Here is a 17,506-nt window from a genome sequence, read left to right on the forward strand (position 1 = left end):
GCCTCAGCCGAACGAGGCCCGCGCCAGCCAGAAGTCCAGGAGCTGCGCGTCGCCCAGTACCTCCACCCGGTCACTGTCGGCGGGCAGGCCGCCGGTAGAAGACCTGGAGCACGTCGGTGAGCGGGCCACGCAGCGCGACCGTCGCCTTCTCATGGGCCCGGCGCCGGCTGAAGCCGTCCTCGCCGAACTCAATCAGCCACTCCGCGCCGGGCACGTCCGTCGCGTGCAGGTGCGGGTGCAGGGAACAGCCTCCGCCCCGCAGCTCGTTCACCTCCGGGTCCGTACCGGTGGACTGGGTCCGGGCGACGATCTCAAGCCACTCGTCGATCGTGTCCGCCGCGACGTCCGGCTCCACCTCGAAGGTGATCCCGGCGGCGATGGCCGCGTCCGCGCGGTGGATCACCGTCTCGTGGACCATGCGGCGGGCCCAGAAGGCCACCGTGCCGTCCCCCGACCAGAACCGCCCTCAACAGGTCGGTCTGCCGGACGATTTCGTCAGAGAAGCGGTCATCCACCAAATCAGTCATGGACGCACTTTAAACGCGTCAGCCGGTGAGCTGGGAGGTCGAGGGAACCTTGTTCGTCACTTCGGCGCCCGCGTCCTTGCCCGCGTTCTTCACACTGTTGATGATGCTCTCGAAGGCGCCGACGTCCGACTCGCCCGCCTCGCCCTTGCGCAGCTTCGCCCCTAGACCCTTGATCGACTCGATGCCCGCGGTCAGCGGCGCCACCGCCTTGGACAGCAGCTCGTCGCCCTTGGCGTTCTTCACCGCCGCGTTGAGCCTGTTGTACGTGAAGGCTCCCGCGAGCCCCGCCTTGACCAGCGCGACCCTGCGCCCGTCGGCGCCCTTCTTGAACTTGCCCGCACGGAACGGCTTGACGATCCACTGGTACGTCGCTCCCGCCGCGAGCCCCGCGTTGGCGACGAAGCGCGTCTTGGCGAGCTTCTGCTCCTCGGCAGATCCCGTCGCCGAACCGGACGGGGTGGCCGCCGCGCCGTCCTTGTCGTCGCCGCCGCACGCGGTGGTGGTCACCAGAAGGGCGCAGGTCAGCAGCAGCGCGACCAGGGCGCGGCGTACCGGGGTGGATGCGGGCACGGCATTGCCTCCAGGGTGGGTGGTGATCGACAGCACTGTCCGCAGCATCACCCGGCCACCGCCCGCGTGCATCCCGGAGGGCGCCGCCCGGGGCGCCGGCCGTGGGGCGTGGAGCACGGGCGTGCGGAACAGCGGCCTTATGCGGCGTTTAACCACTCTCCGTGGGGCAACCCGTAGAGCATGTCTTCCAGAACCAGAACGAGAAGCGGCAATCCGGTGGCCACGATCATTCAGGTGGTCGCCGACGTCATGGCCTTCATCATCGGCCTGTGGATCGTGATGTACCTGTTGGACGCGAACCGCGGGAACGACCTCGTCGAGTTCATCCACGACGCGGCCCGCTGGCTCGCGGGCTGGTCGTACGATCTGTTCACGTTCGACGAGGCATGGGCGCGCGTGGTGTGCGGTTATGGCCTCGCCGCAGTGGTGTACCTGTTCATCGGGCACGCCATCGCGGGCCGCCTGCGCCGCGGTTGATGCCGGGTGTCCGCCCCTCGGGGCGGACACACCCGCTAGCCGCAGCAGTCGGGGGCGAGCCCGAGCGGCAGCCGCTCGCCGCTGAAGACGGCCGTGGTCGGCTCGTCCCCGCCGAGCGCGGCCACCGCGAGCAGGAGTGATCCCGCGGTCCAGGTCGTCTGCTCGCGCGGCCAGACCGCGTCGTCCTCGTAGACGTATCCCGTCCAGTACATGCCGTTGTCGGCGCGCAGGTGCTGGATGGACTGGAGGATCTCCAGGGCCCGGTCGGACTCCCCCATCACCCACAGGGCGAGGGCGAGTTCGCAGCTCTCGCCGCCGGTGACCCAGGGGTTGGGGTCGATGCAGCGCACGCCGAGGCCGGGCACCACGAAGCGGTCCCACTCCGCCTCCAGCCGCGTCTTGGCCTCCGGCCCCGTGACCGCGCTCACCAGGATCGGGTAGTACCAGTCCATCGAGTAGCGGCTCTTGTCCAGGAACCGCTCCGGGTGCCGCTGGATGGCGTGCCGCAGCGCGCCCACCGCCAACTCCCAGTCGGGTTGCGGCTCTTCGCGCTGCTCGGCGACGGCCAGTGCGCAGCGCAGCGCCTGGTGGATGGAGGAACTGCCGGTCAGCAGCGCGTCGTTGACGGGGGCTCCGCCGTCCTCGACGGACTCGCGCTTCCAGCCGATCTGACCACCGGACTGCTGCAGTGCGAGTACGAACTCGGTCGCCGCGAACACGGTCGGCCACATCCGGTCGATGAACGCGTCGTCGCCGGTGGCCAGGTAGTGGTGCCAGACGCCTACCGCGATGTACGCGGAGAAGTTGGACTCGCGGCCCCGGTCGGAGGGCCGCAGCCCGTCGTTGTCGTCGTACGCCGCGTACCAGGAGCCGTCCTCGTTCTGGTTCTCGACGAGCCACTGGTAGGCACGGGCGGCGGCCTCGTGCTCACCGGCCGCGTCGAGTGCCATGGCGGCCTCGGTGTGGTCCCACGGGTCGAGGTGATGGCCCCGGAACCACGGTATGGCGCCGTTCTCGCGCTGCACGGCGAGGATCCCGGATACGGTCTCGGCGGCTTCGTCGGCGGTCAGCACGCCGGGCAGGACAAGGTGGTCGGTGCGGCCGGGTGAGGTCACTTGGCGCCCGCCGCGGCGGGCAGGTGCGGCTTGGTCGCGTACGCCACGAAGCTCTTGCCCACGAGGGGGTTCAGAGCCTGCTCGGCAAGCCGGGTCGCCAGCGGCTTCTTCATGATGTCCCAGACCAGCAGCTTGTGGTACGCCCGCACCGGCAGCACCTTGTCGTTGTCCACGCCGAAGGCGCACTTGAGCCACCAGTACGGCGAGTGCAGCGCGTGCGCGTGGTGCGTGCCGTACGGCTTGAGGCCCGCCTCCCGCATCCTGCCGAGCAGTTCGTCGGCCTTGTAAATGCGGATGTGGCCGCCCTCGACCTCGTGGTACGCGTCGCTCAGCGCCCAGCAGACCTTCTCGGGCCCGTACCGCGGCACGGTGACCGCGATCCGGCCGCCGGGCTTCAGCACCCGGACCATCTCCGCCAGCACGCCCTTGTCGTCCGGGATGTGCTCCATGACCTCGGAGATGATCACGACGTCGAAGGAGGCGTCGGGGAAGGGCAGGTTGAGCGCGTCACCCTCCATGGCGGTGGCCGTCGCGCCCGCGGGGGCCTCGCCGGCCTCCTTCATGGCCGCGAACCACTTGGCGACCTCGCGGATCTCCTCGCCGTTCTGGTCGAGGGCCACCACCTGGGCGCCGCGCCGGTAGCACTCGAAGGCGTGGCGGCCCGCGCCACAGCCCAGATCGAGCACACGGTCGCCCGCGGCGAGCGGGAAGCGGGAGAAATCCACGGTCAGCACGGGGTCTGCCCTTCCGAGTGTTTGACGGCGCCGTTCCACCGGGCGCGCGTTGTGGTGGCCGCGGAGCGGCCGCGATGACTGACTGCCGAGCGGCCACCGGCCGCCGGGGTCCGCGTCACCGGACTCCCCCGCGCAGCGCGGCACGGGCCGCGATCCGCGCGCGGTACAGCTCTGCCGTGCCCTGGGCGGCCCTGGCCCAGGTGAAGTTGGCCAGCACCCGCTCCCGGCCCGCAGCGCCCAGCCGCAGGCGCAGCCCGGGGTCGCCGAGGAGCCGGCTCAGGGCGGTGGCCAGCGCGCCCGCGTCGCCGGGCGGGACGCCCAGGCAGGTCTCGCCGTCCGGCCCGGCGACCTCGGGGATCGCGCCGCCGGTGGTGGCGACAAGCGGGGTGCCGGTGGCCATGGCCTCGGCGGCGGGCAGCGAGAAGCCCTCGTACAGGGAAGGGACGCAGGCGATCTGGGCGCCGCGCACCAAGGTGACGAGTTCGTCGTCGGTGATGCCTTTGACGAACTCGATGGCGCCCTGGAGCCCGTACCGCTCGATGGCCTGCGCGACGGGACCGTCCTCGGCGCGCCTGCCGACGACCACGAGGTGAGCCTCGGGGTGCTCGGTGCGGAGCTTGGCGAGCGCCTCCACGAGGTGGATGAGGCCCTTGAGGGGTACGTCCGCGCTGGACGTGGTCACGATGCGGCCGGGGACCTCCGCGACCGAGGGGTCCGGCGAGAACAGGTCGGTGTCGGCGCCGATGTGCACGACCTGGATGCGGCTGTCCTCCACGCCGAGGTGCTCGGCGATCTCCAGCCGGGAGGAGCCGGAGACGGTGAGGACGGACGGCATGCGGCGCGCGACGCGCTTCTGCATGCGGGTGAAGCCGTACCAGCGGCGCACCGAGGCGCGTCTGCGCCAGCCGTCGGCGGCGTCCAGGTCGAGCTGCCGGTCGACGGTGATGGGGTGGTGGATGGTGGTGACCAGCGGGGCCCCGAGGTCGCCCAACAGCCCGTACCCGAGCGTCTGATTGTCGTGGATGACGTCGAACTCGCCCCGGCGCGCGGCCAGATGACGCTTGGCGCGCAGCGAGAAGGTGAGCGGTTCGGGGAAGCCGCCGGTCCACATCGTCGCGACTTCGAGGGCGTCGATCCAGTCGCGGTACTCGCCGGGCTTCGGTGTGCGGAAGGGGTCGGGCTGGCGGTACAGGTCGAGGCTGGCCAGCTCGGTGAGCGGCACGCCCTCGTCGAGCACGGGGTAGGGCTGGGAGCCGAGGACCTCGACGCTGTGGCCCAGGCGGGCGAGTTCGCGCGAGAGGTGGCGTACGTAGACGCCCTGGCCACCGCAGAACGGGTTGCCCTTGTACGACAGGAGCGCGATGCGCAGCGGGCGGTCGCCGTCGTCGGAATTGGCGGCCCCGTCGGGCGCGGGCGCATCCGACGAACCCGCATGGGGGCCCGCCTGTATGGCCTCAGCGGTCACTCTCGGCCCCCTTCTTCACTGCACTTTCGGCGGAGCGTAACCGCTCACGCTAATCTAGAACAAGTTCTCGTCGGCCGGGGGTCCGGGGGGGCTTCCTCCAGGGGCGGCCCCCGAGGAGAGTCGGCCAGGCTTGATCGTTCAAGGAACTTTGAATCTACCGGCCGTAAGCGGCGCCGTAAGGTCCGGATCAGGTGATTCGCGCCACGGCACACGCCCTGCCATGCTGTGGCCACCTCTGGAGCGCACAGTACGGATGAATGCCATGGAGCAGGACATATGACTTCGGAAGCCAAGACGGCCGGCCCGGCGTCTGGGCCCCTCACCGAGCGCCAGGAGGCACGCCGCCGCCGCATCCTGCACACCAGCGCCCAGCTCGCGAGCCGGGGCGGCTTCGACGCGGTGCAGATGCGCGAGGTCGCCGAGTCCGCCGGCGTCGCCCTGGGCACTCTCTACCGCTACTTTCCGTCAAAGGTCCACCTACTCGTAGCCACCATGCAGGACCAGCTGCAGCACATGCACACCACGCTCCGCAAGCGCCCGCCGGCCGGACAGGACGCCGCGGAGCGGGTCTCCGAGACCTTGATGCGGGCCTTCCGCGCGCTCCAGCGCGAGCCCCACCTGGCGGACGCGATGGTGCGGGCGCTGACGTTCGCGGACCGCAGTGTCAGCCCCGAGGTGGACACGGTCTCGCGGCAGACCACCGCGATCATCCTTGAGGCCATGGCCTTGGAGGGAGTGCCCACGCCCGAGCAACTGTCGGCGGTCCGGGTCATCGAGCACACCTGGCACTCGGCTCTGATCACCTGGCTCTCGGGGCGCGCCTCCATCGCCCAGGTGAAGATCGACATCGAGATGGTGTGCCGGCTGATCGACCTCACCGATCCGGATCACCGCCGATAGCGGAGTCCGTCACTCCATCTGCACTCGTGCGCCGGAAGCGCGCCGTACGCGCCCCTGCTGTGCGCCCCGTTGGCCTGAATCCGTGCCCAATGTTTCTGGCCTTCGCGGGTACTACTGAGCGACGTGACATGCCGAGCACCACAGGCGGGACCTCAGGGGGAAAGTCGTGAGCCGCGTTATCCGGGTTCTTCTCGTGAACGATATTTGTTTGATGCGGTCGGGTCTGGCCGCTCTGCTCGAAAAGGAGCCCGATATCGAAATATCGACCAGCACCTCCCTGGGAGCACTACGGGCCGCGCGGTCGTTAGAGCCACGCGTGTGTGTCGTGGACACCGAAGGGCCGGGATCGCCCGGCCTGGTCGCCGGCACGGAAGTGACAGCCACCTGCGGCCCGTATCCGGAGTGCACCCTGCTGGTCCTGCTCCCGGCCGGAAAACCGGGACTTCTGCGCCGGGCGTATGAAGCCGACGCCCAGGGGTACGTGAGTAAGGAAGCGCCGACCGAGCGGCTGCTCGACGGAATTCGGCGGGTCGCCACGGGAAAACGTTTCGTCGATGACTCCCTCGCCTACGAATTCCTGGACGCGGCCCAAAGCCCGCTGACCCGGAGGGAGTTGACCGTCCTGTCGCTCGCCGCTGAGGGGGCCGACATCACCGAGATCGCCGACAGCCTGCACCTGTCCAACGGGACGGTGCGCAACTACATGGCGGCGATCACCCGGAAGACCGGGGCCCGCAATCGCGTGGACGCCATTCGCATCTCCCAGGGAGCGGGCTGGCTCTGACCGGCCGCCCCGCCGGGTCCCGGTGGAGCGCGGAACAGCGGAACAGCCAGTCGTGGCTGCCCCGGGCAGGGCGCGGTCACTCCGGCAGCCGATCGAGGTTGCCGGAAGCCACCATGGCGACCTGGCCGCCGTCGAAGTGCCGTACCTCCTGAATGATCGAGAGCATGTGGGCGGCCGACAGACCGAAGCTGTCAGGGAAGACGGCAAGGCTGTTGCCGGTGAACGCGTGCGCAGCGAAGACGTCGACGTGCCGGTAGTGGTGGGTCATGGGCCGACCGTACGGAGGCACACCCCACCCGTCGGGGGCCAATCGCCGCCGACCGGCCCCCGACCGGCTTCTCCGGCCGTCCCCCTGGCTACGCGTCCGGTGGGCTACTCGTCGGGCGGGAAGACCGTCTCGCCGTTGCCGAGCAGGGTGATGGTGATGGCCTCGACCGGGCAGCCCTCGGCGGCCGTCAGCACCCCTTCGTTGGCGTCGGCGTCCGGTGCCACCGGATGCGACTGGCGGGCGGTGTCCAGGGTGAAGGCGCCCGGCGCGTTGTTCACGCACATCCCGGAGCCGATGCAGACGCCCCGGTCGACCTCGACGTGCCAGCGGTCCCCCATCACGCGTCCCCGTACCCCGCCGGCAGGTGGATCATCTTGTGCTCCAGGTACTCGCCGTACCCCTCGGGTCCGAACTCCCGCCCCAGACCGGAGTTCTTGTAGCCGCCGAAGGGGCCGAGCATGTCGACGCTGAAGGTGTTCACGGAGTACGTGCCGGTTCGCACCTGGCGTGCGACGTCGATGCCGTGCTCGACATCGGCGGTCCACACGCTGCCACTGAGGCCGTAGTCGGAGTCGTTGGCGATGCGCAGCGCCTCCCGCTCGTCGCCGTACGGCATCAGACAGATGACCGGGCCGAAGATCTCCTCGCGGGCGATGCGCATCGAGTTGTCGACGCTGCCGAAGAGCGTGGGTTCGACGTACCACCCCTGATCCATGCCTGCCGGACGCCCGCCCCCGGTGAGGATCTTGGCGCCCTCCTCCTGCCCGATCCTGATGTAGTCCAGGGAGCGCTGCTGCTGGCGCTCGGCGACGAGCGGGCCGAGCTCGGTGGCCGGGTCGAGCGGGTCGCCGACCTTGAGCGCCTGCGCGGCGGCGGCGAAGGCGTCGGCGAACTCGTCGTAGCGCGAGCGCGGGGCGAGTATGCGGGTCTGGGCCACGCAGGCCTGGCCGTTGAGCATCCAGGCGAACGGGACGATGCCCGCGACCGTGCTCGCCGCGTCCGCGTCGGGCAGGATCACCGCCGCGGACTTGCCGCCCAGCTCCAGCGTGACACGGGTGAGATTGCGCGAGGCGACCTCCATCACGCGCTTGCCCGCCGCCACCGAGCCGGTGAACGACACCTTGTCCACGCCCGGGTGGCCGACCAGGTACTCACTGACCTCACGGTCCGCCGCGATGATCGAAAGCACCCCCGGAGGCAGCCCGGCCTCGGTGGCGATGTCGGCGAGGATGTACGCGTCCAGCGGCGTCTCGGGCGACACCTTGAGGACGGCCGAGCAGCCGGCGAGCAGCGCGGGGGCCAGCTTGGCCGCCGCGGTGAACTGCGGCACGTTCCACGGCACGACGGCCGCGACCACCCCGACGGGCTCGCGCCGCACCAGGATCGGCCCGAGCACACCGGCCCGCCGCTCCTCGTGGGGGAAGTCACGCGCCACAGTGATCGTGGCGTCCCAGACCATCATCGCGGCGAGCGCCTGCATCATGATGCCGGCGGTGTACGGCGTGCCGTTCTCGGAGCTGATGACGCGGGCGATCTCCTCGTGCCGTACGGCGATCGCGTCCTTGATCCGCGAGACGACGGCGATCCTCTCGTCGAGCGTCATTCGCGGCCAGGGCCCCTCGTCGAAGGCCGCACGGGCGGTGGCCACCGCCCGGTCGACATCGGCCCGGGACGCGTGCGGGACACGGCCGATGACCTGCTCGGTGTGGGGCGAGATCACCTCGATGACGTCCGTGCCGAGCGGATCGACCAACTCCCCGCCGATGTACAGCTTTCCGTGCTCCACAAGCTCGGTCATGACTGACGCCTCTCGCTGCGCGGGCAATTCTCTGACGCTGCATCAGAACCGATACCAGTTAACGACCTCGGGGGCAATAGTGCGCGGGCTCCCGAGGTCGTAAGGGCTCAGGAGTCCACGTCGAGGCGAAAATGTTCCGGCCGCCGGCCCGCGCCGCCGCCCACCGGGTGCTACTCGGGCAGGCTCGGTGACCATGTCTCGGCCCCTTCCCCACGGTACGAGTTGAGGGTGACCCGGTGCGCGGTTTCGCGCCCCCTGCGGTAGGGGGACCTGAGGTGACCTGGCAGGACGGTCGGGTGGGACGAGCTGAACTCCACCACCCCCAGGGCGAAGGCCTGTTTGTCGGTGTCGGGGAGGCCGCCGCCCCAGCCGTCCCAGTCGGCCCAGGGCCACAGGCCGCCGATCAGGTACCGGCCGTGCGTATCGACCGCTACGAGCGTCGTCGCCCGCGCGTTCCACGACGTGGTCCAGCACAGCCTCAGCGAGGCGCCTTCCCAGAACGCGGTGAAGATGCAGTCGTCGTGGTTGAGATCCCGGAGAAGCTGATCGGCGGTGTCACGGTGAAACGCGATGGTGTCGTACGCGCCGACATCGCCGGGCACGGCGCCGGGGTAGGGGCCGTGCGGGGTGCCTTCGATGGTGAACAGACCGACAAACGCGGGAGTTTCCATCATCACTCCTTGACGAGCGGGTGGCCCTGCCCACATTCACCCGTTCAAGAGACCGGCTCCCGCGAAGCGCCCTGATTCCGTAGGCATTCCGGGGAATTCCGGGGATGTTGTCGATGATCGCGGACGGCTTTTCCCGGAGCAAGGGGCTGAGCGTACCCCCGCCCTGTATCGACAGAAAGTGGTTCCTGTCGTCTTTGGCGGGAGGATCACCCGGAACGGACATCGCGCGGACCGTGCGGGGATCCTTCGCGCCGCGGGCACACTGCGGACGCGCCTGGTGGGTCGGCGTCCGCAGACCTTGCCGCGCGCTTGTGCACAGGTCATCGCCCCTATGCCCGTGCTGCGTCCAGGACATTTCCGTCTCGAAAATATGTTACTCGTGCGTTCTGCACACCTCTTTCGTGACAGGCGTTACTGGTTCGGTTCTCGGCCGGATGACAGCGTCTGGGTGTCACCCAGCCGAAGGGGTCCAATGAACAAGGGGTATGCCGCATTCTGCGACGCCGGCCGTCATTTCTACGACGCGCCGTACCGTCGGTCGTCGGACCGTGCGAGCAGCGGAGCCCCGTATTCGGTCCTCGCGCGTGAACTGCCGCAGGGATGGCAGCGTCACACTTCCGGTGACTGGCTGGCATTCCGCCCCCTGGAGAATCGAATACCCAGCCAGGGCTGGAAGATCCATATATCCGCGTGTCTGGACAACGCGGAGAAGATTCTCACCGCGGTGTGGGACTACTGCGTCCCACGTTCGGTGGCCTTCAAGTGCATGCCGAGCCGGTATCTGCTCCATTCCCGTAACGCGAAGTACGCGGACCGCGCCGCCAGCGGGAAGTTCATCACGGTCTACCCGTCCGACGACGCACAGTTCCACACCCTCGCGAAGGAGCTCGACGAGCTGCTCGCCGCGGAGCCCGGCCCCGTGATCCTCAGCGATCTGCGCTGGGGCACCGGTCCGGTCCATGTGCGATACGGCAGCTTCACCGAGCGGTACTGCTACGACGACAGCGGTGAACTGGTCCCCGCGATCGCCGACGCACAAGGGGAGTTGGTGCCCGACCGCAGGGAGCCGACCTTCCACGTCCCCTCGTGGATCACCCTCCCGGATTTCCTCGAACCGCATGTCGCGGCCCGCTCCGCGAACCCGGTCGCCGATGTCCCCTACCGCTTCGAGCGGGCGCTGCACTTCTCCAACGGTGGGGGCGTGTACGTCGGCAGGGACCTGCGCACCGACCGGCAGGTGGTCCTGAAGGAGGGCCGGCCGCATGCGGGCCTGGCCGCCGACGGCGCCGACGCGGTCGTCCGCCTGAAGCGTGAACGCGACGCGCTGCGGCGGCTGACGGGGCTGGGGCACACCCCCGAGGTGCTGGACTGGTTCACCCTCGGCGATCACTCCTTCCTCGTGATGGAGTACATCGAGGGCCGCCCCCTGAACAGCTTCTTCGCCCATCGGCACCCGCTCATCGAAGCCGATCCCAGTGCGGAGAAGCTCACCGAGTACACGCAGTGGGCGATGCGGATCCACCGGCTCGTCGAGGAGGCCATCGAGGCGATCCACGCCCGGGGTGTGGCCTTCAACGATCTGCACCTGTTCAACATCATGCTGTCGGAGGACGAGTCCTCCGTGACGCTGCTGGACTTCGAGGCGGCAGCCGTCGACGACCTGACGCGCCGCCAGGTCGTGGCCAATCCGGGGTTCGTCGCACCCGCCGACCGCAGGGGCTTCGACGTCGATCTGTACGCCCTCGCATGCCTGCGGCTGGCTCTGTTCCTGCCGCTCACGAGCCTCTTCGCGGTGGACCGGGCCAAGGCCGGGCACCTGGCCCGGATCGCCTGCGAGCAGTTCCCCGTGCCTCCCGCCTTCCTCCAGGAGGCGGTCGACGAGATCCAGCGGGGGCAGCGGCCCGAGGCCGCGGCGTCGGACACGAGCGCACCCCGGGCGGGGGCCGGCTACCTTCCCGTGACCCTGGCCGACTGGCCGAACAGCCGGGACTCGATGGCGCGGGCCATCATCGCCTCGGCCACGCCCGAGCGTGAGGACCGGTTCTTCCCCGGAGACGTCGCGCAGTTCGCCAACTCCGCCGGGGGCGCCTGCTTCTCCTACGGAGCGGCCGGAGTCCTCTACGCCCTGGCCGAGACAGGCGCCGAGCGATGTCCGGAGGCCGAGGACTGGCTGCTGCGGTCATGCAAGGCTCCAGCCTCCGGCACGCCCATGGGCTTCTACGACGGCCTGTCCGGCATCGCGTGGGTACTCGACCGTCTGGGCCGGCGCGAAGCAGCGCTCGACCTTGCCGACACGCTCACCTCCCAGCCCCGGCAGGACATCGCGCCGGACCTGCACAGCGGCCTGGCGGGCCTGGCCCTCGCCCTGGACGCGCTGGCCACCTCCACCGGCGAGAGCGCCCTGCACACCACGGCGATGCAATGCGCCCAGCTGATCGCCGACAAGGCCTCCCCGCCCGGCGCCCCCGGTGCTCGCGCCGGACTCCTGCACGGGGCCAGCGGAACCGCTCTGCTCTTCATCCGCCTGTACGAACGCACCCGTGATCAGGCGCTGTTGGACCTGGCAGCCGATGCCCTGCGCCGCGATCTGGACCGCTGCACGCGCAGCGTCGGTGGCACCCTCCAGGTCAACGAGGGCTGGCGCACCATGCCCTATCTGGGAGCCGGCAGTGTCGGCATCGGCATGGTGCTCGACGACTATCTCGTGCATCGGCGCGACGAACGGTTCGAGCAGGCCCGGGAAGAGATCGTGCGGGCCGCACAGGCCAAGTTCTACGCCCAGCCCGGCCTGTTCCGCGGCGCCGCCGGCATGGTGCTGCATCTGAGCCGCACCACGACGCCGGGGCCCGGTACGCACGACGCCGATGTGCGCCGCCAGATCGAATCGCTCTCCTGGGGCGCCGTCCCCTACCGGGGCCATCTGGCCTTCGCCGGTGAGCAGATGATGCGGCTCTCCATGGACCTGAGCACCGGCACCGCCGGCTGCTTGCTCGCTCTGGGCAGCGCCCTGCACGAGACCCCCGTGCACCTGCCCTTCCTTCCGCCGCTACGGCGGCCCCCTGAGCCGACTCCCTGACGGGAGTCGAGAACAAAAAAATCCCGTCCCCACGATGAGAGGAACCATCATGACCCTTCTCGACCTTCAGATGCTTGAGACCCCCGCCGCCGAGATCACGGGCGAGATCGGCACGGGCGGCGGCAGCCGCGCGAGCCTGCTGCTGTGTGGCGACAGCAGCCTGAGCGTCACCACCTGTAACTGAACCACCGCCTGCGGGGCCTGACCGCCCCGTGAGACCGACCGCAGTGGCCCCGGTGGACGCAAGCCGGGGCCACTGCGCGTCCCATCCCTGCCACGGAGGCGAGGACCGCATCCGCATGGCCCGTACGCAGCCCCCCGGCGACGCAGCCCCGCACCCAGCCCGGGCCAGGCCGCTCCTGGTGGACGCGGCCCGCCACAGCCCCGTGCACACCTCGGCCGTCCTGATCCTGAGCGCGATCTCCGCGGCCGCGGCGGTCGCGCTGCCCGGCGTGCTCGGCATGACCCTGGACCGCGCGCTCGGCGCCGCGGACGGTCTGCACCGCGCCGTGACCCTCTGCGCGCTCCTGATCGTCGTGGAGGTCGTCTCCGACGCACTGGTGGCGTTCCTCAGCGGCGTCACCAGCGCGCGCAGCACCGCGCGGATCCGGCGGCGCGGCGTCGCACACCTGCTGAACATCGAACCCCGCCGGGCGGCCGACCACTTCACCGTGGGGGATCTCGTCACCCGGCTGACCAGCAACGCCGCCGAGGCCGGCACGGCGCCGGTGACCGTGGCGGCGGGCGCCGCCTCGCTCCTCACCCCGCTCGGCGGCCTGGTCGCGCTGGCGCTCACCGACCTCTGGCTGGCCGCGGTCTTCCTGGCCGGAGCGCCGCTGCTGCTCCTGCTGCTGCGCACCTTCACCCGCGGCTCCTCCGAGAGCGTCACGCAGTACCAGCGCGTGCAGGCCGCCCTCGCCTCCCGTCTCGTGGAGGCACTGGGCGGTGCACGCACCATCGCCGCCGCGGGAACGGCCAGGAGGGAGCGTGCCCGCGTCCTGGCGCCCCTCGCGGAGCTGAGCGCACAGGGACGACGTATGTGGCAGGTGTACGGGAGCGCCGTCGCCGGCAGCGGCATCCTGGTGCCGATGCTGATCACGCTCGTCGTCGCCGTCGGCGGAATCCGCCTGGTCGCCGGGGACCTGAGCGTCGGCCAACTCCTGTCAGCCACCGCCTACACCAGCCTCGCCGCCGGCCTGGGCGGGGTCACCGGACAGCTCAACGCCCTGCTGCGCAGCCGCTCCGCCGCCCGCCGCACCGCCGAACTCCTCGCGGTGCCCGCCACCCGGCAGGGCTCAACTCCGCTGCCCGCGGGCGGACCCGGCCGGGTGGAGCTGCGGGCCGTCACCGTCGTCCGCAACGGCACCGCCGTGTTGCGCGATGTCGATCTGACCGTTCCCGGCGGGACGGTGATGGCCGTCGTCGGCCGCTCGGGGGCCGGCAAGTCGACGCTCGCCGCCGTCATCGGCCGGCTGACCGACCCCGACGCCGGGGAGGTGCGGCTCGACGGAGTGTCCCTGGCCGAAGCCGACCCGGACCAGCTCCGCCGGGAGATCGGCTACGCCTTCGAGCGCCCTGTCCTCTTCGGCGACACGGTCGGCGCCGCCATCGGCTTCGGCCCGGCCGAGCCCACCACCCGGCAGATCGAGGAGGCGGCCCGCGCCGCCGGGGCCCACGCCTTCGTCGAGCGCCTGCCCGGCCGGTACGGGGCGCCGGTCGCCGGGGTCCCGTTGTCCGGCGGGGAACTGCAACGGCTGGGGCTGGCACGGGCGTTCGCCCACGCGGGGCGCCTGTTGATCCTGGACGACGCCACCTCCAGCCTCGACAGCGTCACTGAACTGCATGTCGGCCGGGCCCTGGTGAGCGACGTACGGCCCGGTACCCGCGTGCTGATCGCCCATCGGGTTTCCACCGCGGCCCGCGCCGACCTGGTCGCGTGGATCGAGGACGGCCGTATCCGCGCGGTGGGACCGCACCCGGTCCTGTGGGAGAACGCCGAGTACCGGGCGATATTTGCCGACCCCGACCCCGACCCCGACCCCGGCAGCTCGGCCGAGCGGGGCTCGGGGAAGGAGCCGGGTTCATGAAGGACAACCGGATCCTGCCGCAGGCGACGCGTTTCCTGGGCCGCCGCAGGCGCGTACTGCTGAAGCTGGGCAGTTGGTCGCTGCTGGAGTCCTTGCAGACCTTCGCCGGCGGCTACAGCGTCGCCAAGTCACTCGATCAGGGATTCCTCGCGGGCCGCACCGGGCTCGGACTTCTGTGGCTGGCGCTGGCGGCCACCGCCGCCCTCGCAGGCGGCCTGGCCACCCGAGGGGTCTTCCGTGGTCTCGCCGACCTGGTCGAGCCGCTGCGGGACGGCCTGGTCCGCAGGGTCACATCGAAATCCCTGGCCGACGCGGTGACCGGACGTGCGAACACCGCGGACAGCGCCGTGGTCTCCCGGTTGACGCACCAGACGGAAATCGCACGCGACAGTTTCGCCGGACTGGTGCTGGTCGCCCGGTCGTTCGTGTTCACCACGGTGGGCGCGCTGGCCGGTCTCGCTTCGCTGGCACCGCAGTTGCTGCTGGTCGTCGTGCCGCCCCTGCTCATCGGGCTGCTCCTGTTCACCGCCACGCTCATCCCGATGGCAGCGTGCCAGCGGGCCTTCCTGCGCGCCGACGAGGCGCTGGCCACGCAGGCGGGGGCGCTGGCGGAAGGTCTGCGCGACGTGGTGGCCTGCGGGGCGCGGGCGCAGGTGGCGGACCGCACGTACGAGCTGATCGAGAACGAGGCGCGCACGGCCCGGACTCTCGCCAGGTGGGCCGCCGCCCGCACGCTGGCTCTCGCCGTCTCGGGCCAGCTCCCGGTGCTGCTGCTCCTCGCCGCGACCCCCTGGCTGCTGCGCCAAGGGCTCACGGCCGGCACCCTGGTCGGCGCCCTGACCTACCTCATGCAGTCGCTCCTGCCGGCCCTGCACACGCTGATGCATGCCCTGGGAGCCGCAGGTACCAGGCTGTTGGTAGTCCTGGACCGGCTGACGGCGGGGACCTACCCGGATCCTCTCGCAGCGGCGACCACGACCGAATCCGCGGGCGCGCGACCGGCGGTCGACCCTCGGGCGCCCGCGGTTGAGCTGAGCGCGGTGACGTTCGCCTACCGCCCCGACGCCCAACCGGTCCTGGACAAGCTCACGTTGACGGTCGCGTCCGGCGAGCATCTCACCGTCGTGGGCCCCAGCGGCATCGGCAAGTCCACCCTGACCGCCCTCATCGCCGGTCTGCTCACACCGGACCGGGGACACATACGGGTGCAGGGGCGCCCGGCGGTCGCGGGCGGCCCGGGCGATCCGTCCGAGCTCCGCGTCCTCATTCCGCAGCAGGCCTACGTCTTCACCGGCACCCTGCGCGAGAACCTGCTCTATCTGTGCCCGGACGGAGCGTCGCCCGCTGCCGTGCGACACTCCGCCGAAGCGGTCGGCCTGGGCCCGCTGATCCGACGCCTGGGAGGGTACGACTCCCCACTCGACCCCGCCGCCCTGTCGCACGGCGAGCGTCAACTCGTCGCCCTGGCGAGGGCGCACGTATCTCCCGCAGCCCTGACCCTGCTCGACGAGGCCACCTGCCACCTGGATCCGGCAGCCGAGGAGCAGGCCGAGGCGGCCTTCGCCGAACGGCCGGGCACCTTGATCGTGGTGGCCCACCGCATCAGCTCCGCCGAGCGTGCGGACCGGATCCTGGTGCTGGACGGCGCCCACGCCGCATACGGAACCCATCACGAGCTGATCGAGCGCTCGCCGCTCTACCGAGACCTGGTCGGCCAGTGGCACGCCGAGCACATCTGACTCCGCAGTCGCCCGACCGGCCGCTCGGAGACACGGAGCGCATCCCAACTACCGTTCCTGGAAGCTTGACTTGGGCATCAATTGGAACGAGTTCTAGTTATAGTGGGCGGAGCCCAACGGCTGCCGGATGCCGTGCGACCGGCAGCCGCGCCCGTACACGACCGAGACGAGGCCCCATGACGCAGGTGACCGACCAGGTGACCGCACACGGCGGAGGCGTCTGGTCCCTCAAGGTGCCCATCCCGGACAACCCGCTCGGTCACACACTGGTCCACCTGCTCGACACCGACGAGGGCCCGGTCCTGATCGACACCGGCTGGGACGACCCGACGTCCTGGGACACCCTGGTCGCGGGGCTCGCCGCGCTCGATGTGGCCGTCGCCGACATCCACGGCGTGCTCGTCACCCACCACCACCCCGACCACCACGGCCTGTCCGGCCAGGTGCGGGACGTCTCGGGTGCGTGGATCGCGATGCACGCCGCCGACACCGATGTCGTACGCCGCACCCGCAGCGCGAAGCCCGGCACCTGGCTGGACTTCATCACCGCCAAGCTCACCACCGCGGGCGCCCCCGAGGAGCACCTCGCGCCGCTGCGCGCCGCCCGCGAGTCGGGCCGCACCCGTACCCTGCCCGGCCTGAGCGCCGCCCTCCCCGACCGCGAGATCGTCCCCGGCGACCTGCTCCCGCTGGCGGGCCGCCGGCTGCGCGCGATCTGGACGCCGGGCCACACGCCGGGCCATGTCTGCCTGCATCTCGACGAGGCCCATCCGGCGAACCTCCCCGGCAACGGCCGCCTGTTCTCCGGCGATCACCTCCTGCCCGGCATCACTCCGCACATCGGCCTGTACGAGGACCCGGACGACGCCACGGTCACCGACCCTTCCCCAAGCTCTCGGCTTCGCTCGAGCAGGGGAGACCCCATTGGCGACTACCTGGATTCCCTGGAGCGCGTCGGGCGGCTTGCTCCCGCCGAGGTCCTGCCGGCCCACCAGCACGCGTTCACCGACGCTCCCGCGCGCGTGGCCGAACTCCTCGCCCACCACGAGGACCGCCTGACCGGCCTGCGCACTCTCCTCGCCACCCCGCTCACCCCGTGGCAGATCGCGGAGCGGATGGAGTGGAACCGCCCGTGGGAGCAGATCCCGTACGGGTCGAGGAACATCGCCGTCTCGGAGGCGGAGGCGCATCTGCGCCGCCTGGTGAAGCTGGGTCTGGCGGAGCCGGTGCCGGGCAGCGACCCGGTCACCTACCAGGCGGTGTAAGGGTCGGGTACGGACCGAGGACGATACGGG

Annotated in this window: 16 protein-coding genes and 1 pseudogene; 8 read left to right on the forward strand and 9 right to left on the reverse strand. The window is 70.7% G+C overall.

Annotated elements, in window-relative coordinates:
• Positions 1 to 3: 3 nt before the first annotated feature.
• A pseudogene (locus tag QMK30_RS14850) lies at positions 4 to 439 on the reverse strand (hypothetical protein); the annotation flags it as partial.
• Positions 440 to 545: 106 nt separating this feature from the next.
• Positions 546 to 1,097, reverse strand: coding sequence for a hypothetical protein (locus QMK30_RS14855; protein ID WP_283518331.1), 552 nt, complete (start codon positions 1,095 to 1,097; stop codon positions 546 to 548).
• 180 nt (positions 1,098 to 1,277) lie between these two features.
• On the opposite strand from QMK30_RS14855, the gene QMK30_RS14860 reads away from it, so the two are divergent.
• Positions 1,278 to 1,574, forward strand: a complete 297-nt coding sequence (locus QMK30_RS14860; RefSeq protein ID WP_283518333.1) for a hypothetical protein — start codon at positions 1,278 to 1,280, stop codon at positions 1,572 to 1,574.
• 35 nt (positions 1,575 to 1,609) lie between these two features.
• Here the strand turns inward: QMK30_RS14860 and QMK30_RS14865 are convergent, their stop codons facing one another.
• From QMK30_RS14865 to QMK30_RS14875, 3 genes are all read right to left on the reverse strand, one after another.
• Entirely contained in the window at positions 1,610 to 2,689 is a 1,080-nt protein-coding gene (locus tag QMK30_RS14865; protein ID WP_283518334.1) for a prenyltransferase/squalene oxidase repeat-containing protein, read from the reverse strand.
• On the reverse strand, positions 2,686 to 3,423 hold the full coding sequence (locus QMK30_RS14870; protein ID WP_283518335.1) for a class I SAM-dependent methyltransferase: 738 nt from the start codon (positions 3,421 to 3,423) through the stop codon (positions 2,686 to 2,688). Before QMK30_RS14870 ends, QMK30_RS14865 begins: the two co-directional genes overlap by 4 nt.
• Positions 3,424 to 3,538: 115 nt before the next feature.
• Positions 3,539 to 4,888 (reverse strand): glycosyltransferase family 4 protein, encoded by a 1,350-nt coding sequence (locus QMK30_RS14875; protein ID WP_283518336.1) that lies wholly within the window; start codon positions 4,886 to 4,888, stop codon positions 3,539 to 3,541.
• Between the two features lie 276 nt (positions 4,889 to 5,164).
• On the opposite strand from QMK30_RS14875, the gene QMK30_RS14880 reads away from it, so the two are divergent.
• Together QMK30_RS14880 and QMK30_RS14885 are read left to right on the forward strand one after the other, a co-directional pair.
• Positions 5,165 to 5,788 carry a TetR family transcriptional regulator gene (locus QMK30_RS14880; RefSeq protein ID WP_283518337.1) on the forward strand — a complete coding sequence of 208 codons (624 nt, stop codon included), beginning with the start codon at positions 5,165 to 5,167 and terminating at the stop codon, positions 5,786 to 5,788.
• A gap of 211 nt (positions 5,789 to 5,999) precedes the next feature.
• The gene (locus tag QMK30_RS14885) at positions 6,000 to 6,572 is read left to right on the forward strand and encodes a response regulator transcription factor (RefSeq protein ID WP_283518544.1); all 573 of its coding nucleotides are present in this window, start codon (positions 6,000 to 6,002) and stop codon (positions 6,570 to 6,572) included.
• Positions 6,573 to 6,648: 76 nt separating this feature from the next.
• On the opposite strand, the gene QMK30_RS14890 is transcribed toward QMK30_RS14885, so the two are convergent.
• From QMK30_RS14890 to QMK30_RS14905, 4 genes are all read right to left on the reverse strand, one after another.
• Positions 6,649 to 6,840, reverse strand: coding sequence for a PhzF family phenazine biosynthesis protein (locus tag QMK30_RS14890; RefSeq protein ID WP_283518339.1), 192 nt, complete (start codon positions 6,838 to 6,840; stop codon positions 6,649 to 6,651).
• 104 nt (positions 6,841 to 6,944) lie between these two features.
• Positions 6,945 to 7,178 (reverse strand): ferredoxin, encoded by a 234-nt coding sequence (locus QMK30_RS14895; protein WP_283518340.1) that lies wholly within the window; start codon positions 7,176 to 7,178, stop codon positions 6,945 to 6,947.
• Positions 7,178 to 8,638, reverse strand: a complete 1,461-nt coding sequence (locus QMK30_RS14900; RefSeq protein WP_283518341.1) for an aldehyde dehydrogenase — start codon at positions 8,636 to 8,638, stop codon at positions 7,178 to 7,180. The genes QMK30_RS14895 and QMK30_RS14900 overlap by 1 nt, the downstream gene beginning before the upstream one ends.
• Positions 8,639 to 8,808: 170 nt before the next feature.
• On the reverse strand, positions 8,809 to 9,309 hold the full coding sequence (locus QMK30_RS14905) for a hypothetical protein (RefSeq protein WP_283518342.1): 501 nt from the start codon (positions 9,307 to 9,309) through the stop codon (positions 8,809 to 8,811).
• A 472-nt stretch (positions 9,310 to 9,781) separates the two neighbouring features.
• On the opposite strand from QMK30_RS14905, the gene lanKC reads away from it, so the two are divergent.
• From lanKC to QMK30_RS14930, 5 genes are all read left to right on the forward strand, one after another.
• Positions 9,782 to 12,385: a class III lanthionine synthetase LanKC gene (lanKC, locus tag QMK30_RS14910; protein WP_283518343.1), complete on the forward strand. Its 2,604-nt coding sequence runs from the start codon at positions 9,782 to 9,784 to the stop codon at positions 12,383 to 12,385.
• 49 nt (positions 12,386 to 12,434) lie between these two features.
• Positions 12,435 to 12,569: a SapB/AmfS family lanthipeptide gene (locus QMK30_RS14915; protein ID WP_283518345.1), complete on the forward strand. Its 135-nt coding sequence runs from the start codon at positions 12,435 to 12,437 to the stop codon at positions 12,567 to 12,569.
• Between the two features lie 115 nt (positions 12,570 to 12,684).
• Positions 12,685 to 14,472 (forward strand): ABC transporter ATP-binding protein, encoded by a 1,788-nt coding sequence (locus QMK30_RS14920; protein WP_283518347.1) that lies wholly within the window; start codon positions 12,685 to 12,687, stop codon positions 14,470 to 14,472.
• The gene (locus tag QMK30_RS14925) at positions 14,469 to 16,211 is read left to right on the forward strand and encodes an ATP-binding cassette domain-containing protein (protein ID WP_283518348.1); all 1,743 of its coding nucleotides are present in this window, start codon (positions 14,469 to 14,471) and stop codon (positions 16,209 to 16,211) included. Before QMK30_RS14920 ends, QMK30_RS14925 begins: the two co-directional genes overlap by 4 nt.
• Positions 16,212 to 16,387: 176 nt before the next feature.
• Positions 16,388 to 17,476 carry a Strvi_7410 family MBL fold metallo-hydrolase gene (locus QMK30_RS14930; protein WP_283518350.1) on the forward strand — a complete coding sequence of 363 codons (1,089 nt, stop codon included), beginning with the start codon at positions 16,388 to 16,390 and terminating at the stop codon, positions 17,474 to 17,476.
• The last annotated feature ends 30 nt before the right edge of the window (positions 17,477 to 17,506 follow it).

The organism is Streptomyces sp. H27-C3 (assembly GCF_030063415.1).
Taxonomy (GTDB): Bacteria; Actinomycetota; Actinomycetes; order Streptomycetales; family Streptomycetaceae; genus Streptomyces.

Coding starts and splice junctions, on each gene's coding strand:
- QMK30_RS14915 (WP_283518345.1), top strand. CDS start 12,435: ATGACCCTTCTCGACCTTCAGATGCTTGAGACCCCCGCCGCCGAGATC.
- QMK30_RS14930 (WP_283518350.1), top strand. CDS start 16,388: ATGACGCAGGTGACCGACCAGGTGACCGCACACGGCGGAGGCGTCTGG.
- QMK30_RS14880 (WP_283518337.1), top strand. CDS start 5,165: ATGACTTCGGAAGCCAAGACGGCCGGCCCGGCGTCTGGGCCCCTCACC.
- lanKC (WP_283518343.1), top strand. CDS start 9,782: ATGAACAAGGGGTATGCCGCATTCTGCGACGCCGGCCGTCATTTCTAC.
- QMK30_RS14900 (WP_283518341.1), bottom strand. CDS start 8,638: ATGACCGAGCTTGTGGAGCACGGAAAGCTGTACATCGGCGGGGAGTTG.
- QMK30_RS14905 (WP_283518342.1), bottom strand. CDS start 9,309: ATGGAAACTCCCGCGTTTGTCGGTCTGTTCACCATCGAAGGCACCCCG.
- QMK30_RS14890 (WP_283518339.1), bottom strand. CDS start 6,840: ATGACCCACCACTACCGGCACGTCGACGTCTTCGCTGCGCACGCGTTC.
- QMK30_RS14920 (WP_283518347.1), top strand. CDS start 12,685: ATGGCCCGTACGCAGCCCCCCGGCGACGCAGCCCCGCACCCAGCCCGG.
- QMK30_RS14860 (WP_283518333.1), top strand. CDS start 1,278: ATGTCTTCCAGAACCAGAACGAGAAGCGGCAATCCGGTGGCCACGATC.
- QMK30_RS14925 (WP_283518348.1), top strand. CDS start 14,469: ATGAAGGACAACCGGATCCTGCCGCAGGCGACGCGTTTCCTGGGCCGC.
- QMK30_RS14895 (WP_283518340.1), bottom strand. CDS start 7,178: ATGGGGGACCGCTGGCACGTCGAGGTCGACCGGGGCGTCTGCATCGGC.
- QMK30_RS14885 (WP_283518544.1), top strand. CDS start 6,000: ATGCGGTCGGGTCTGGCCGCTCTGCTCGAAAAGGAGCCCGATATCGAA.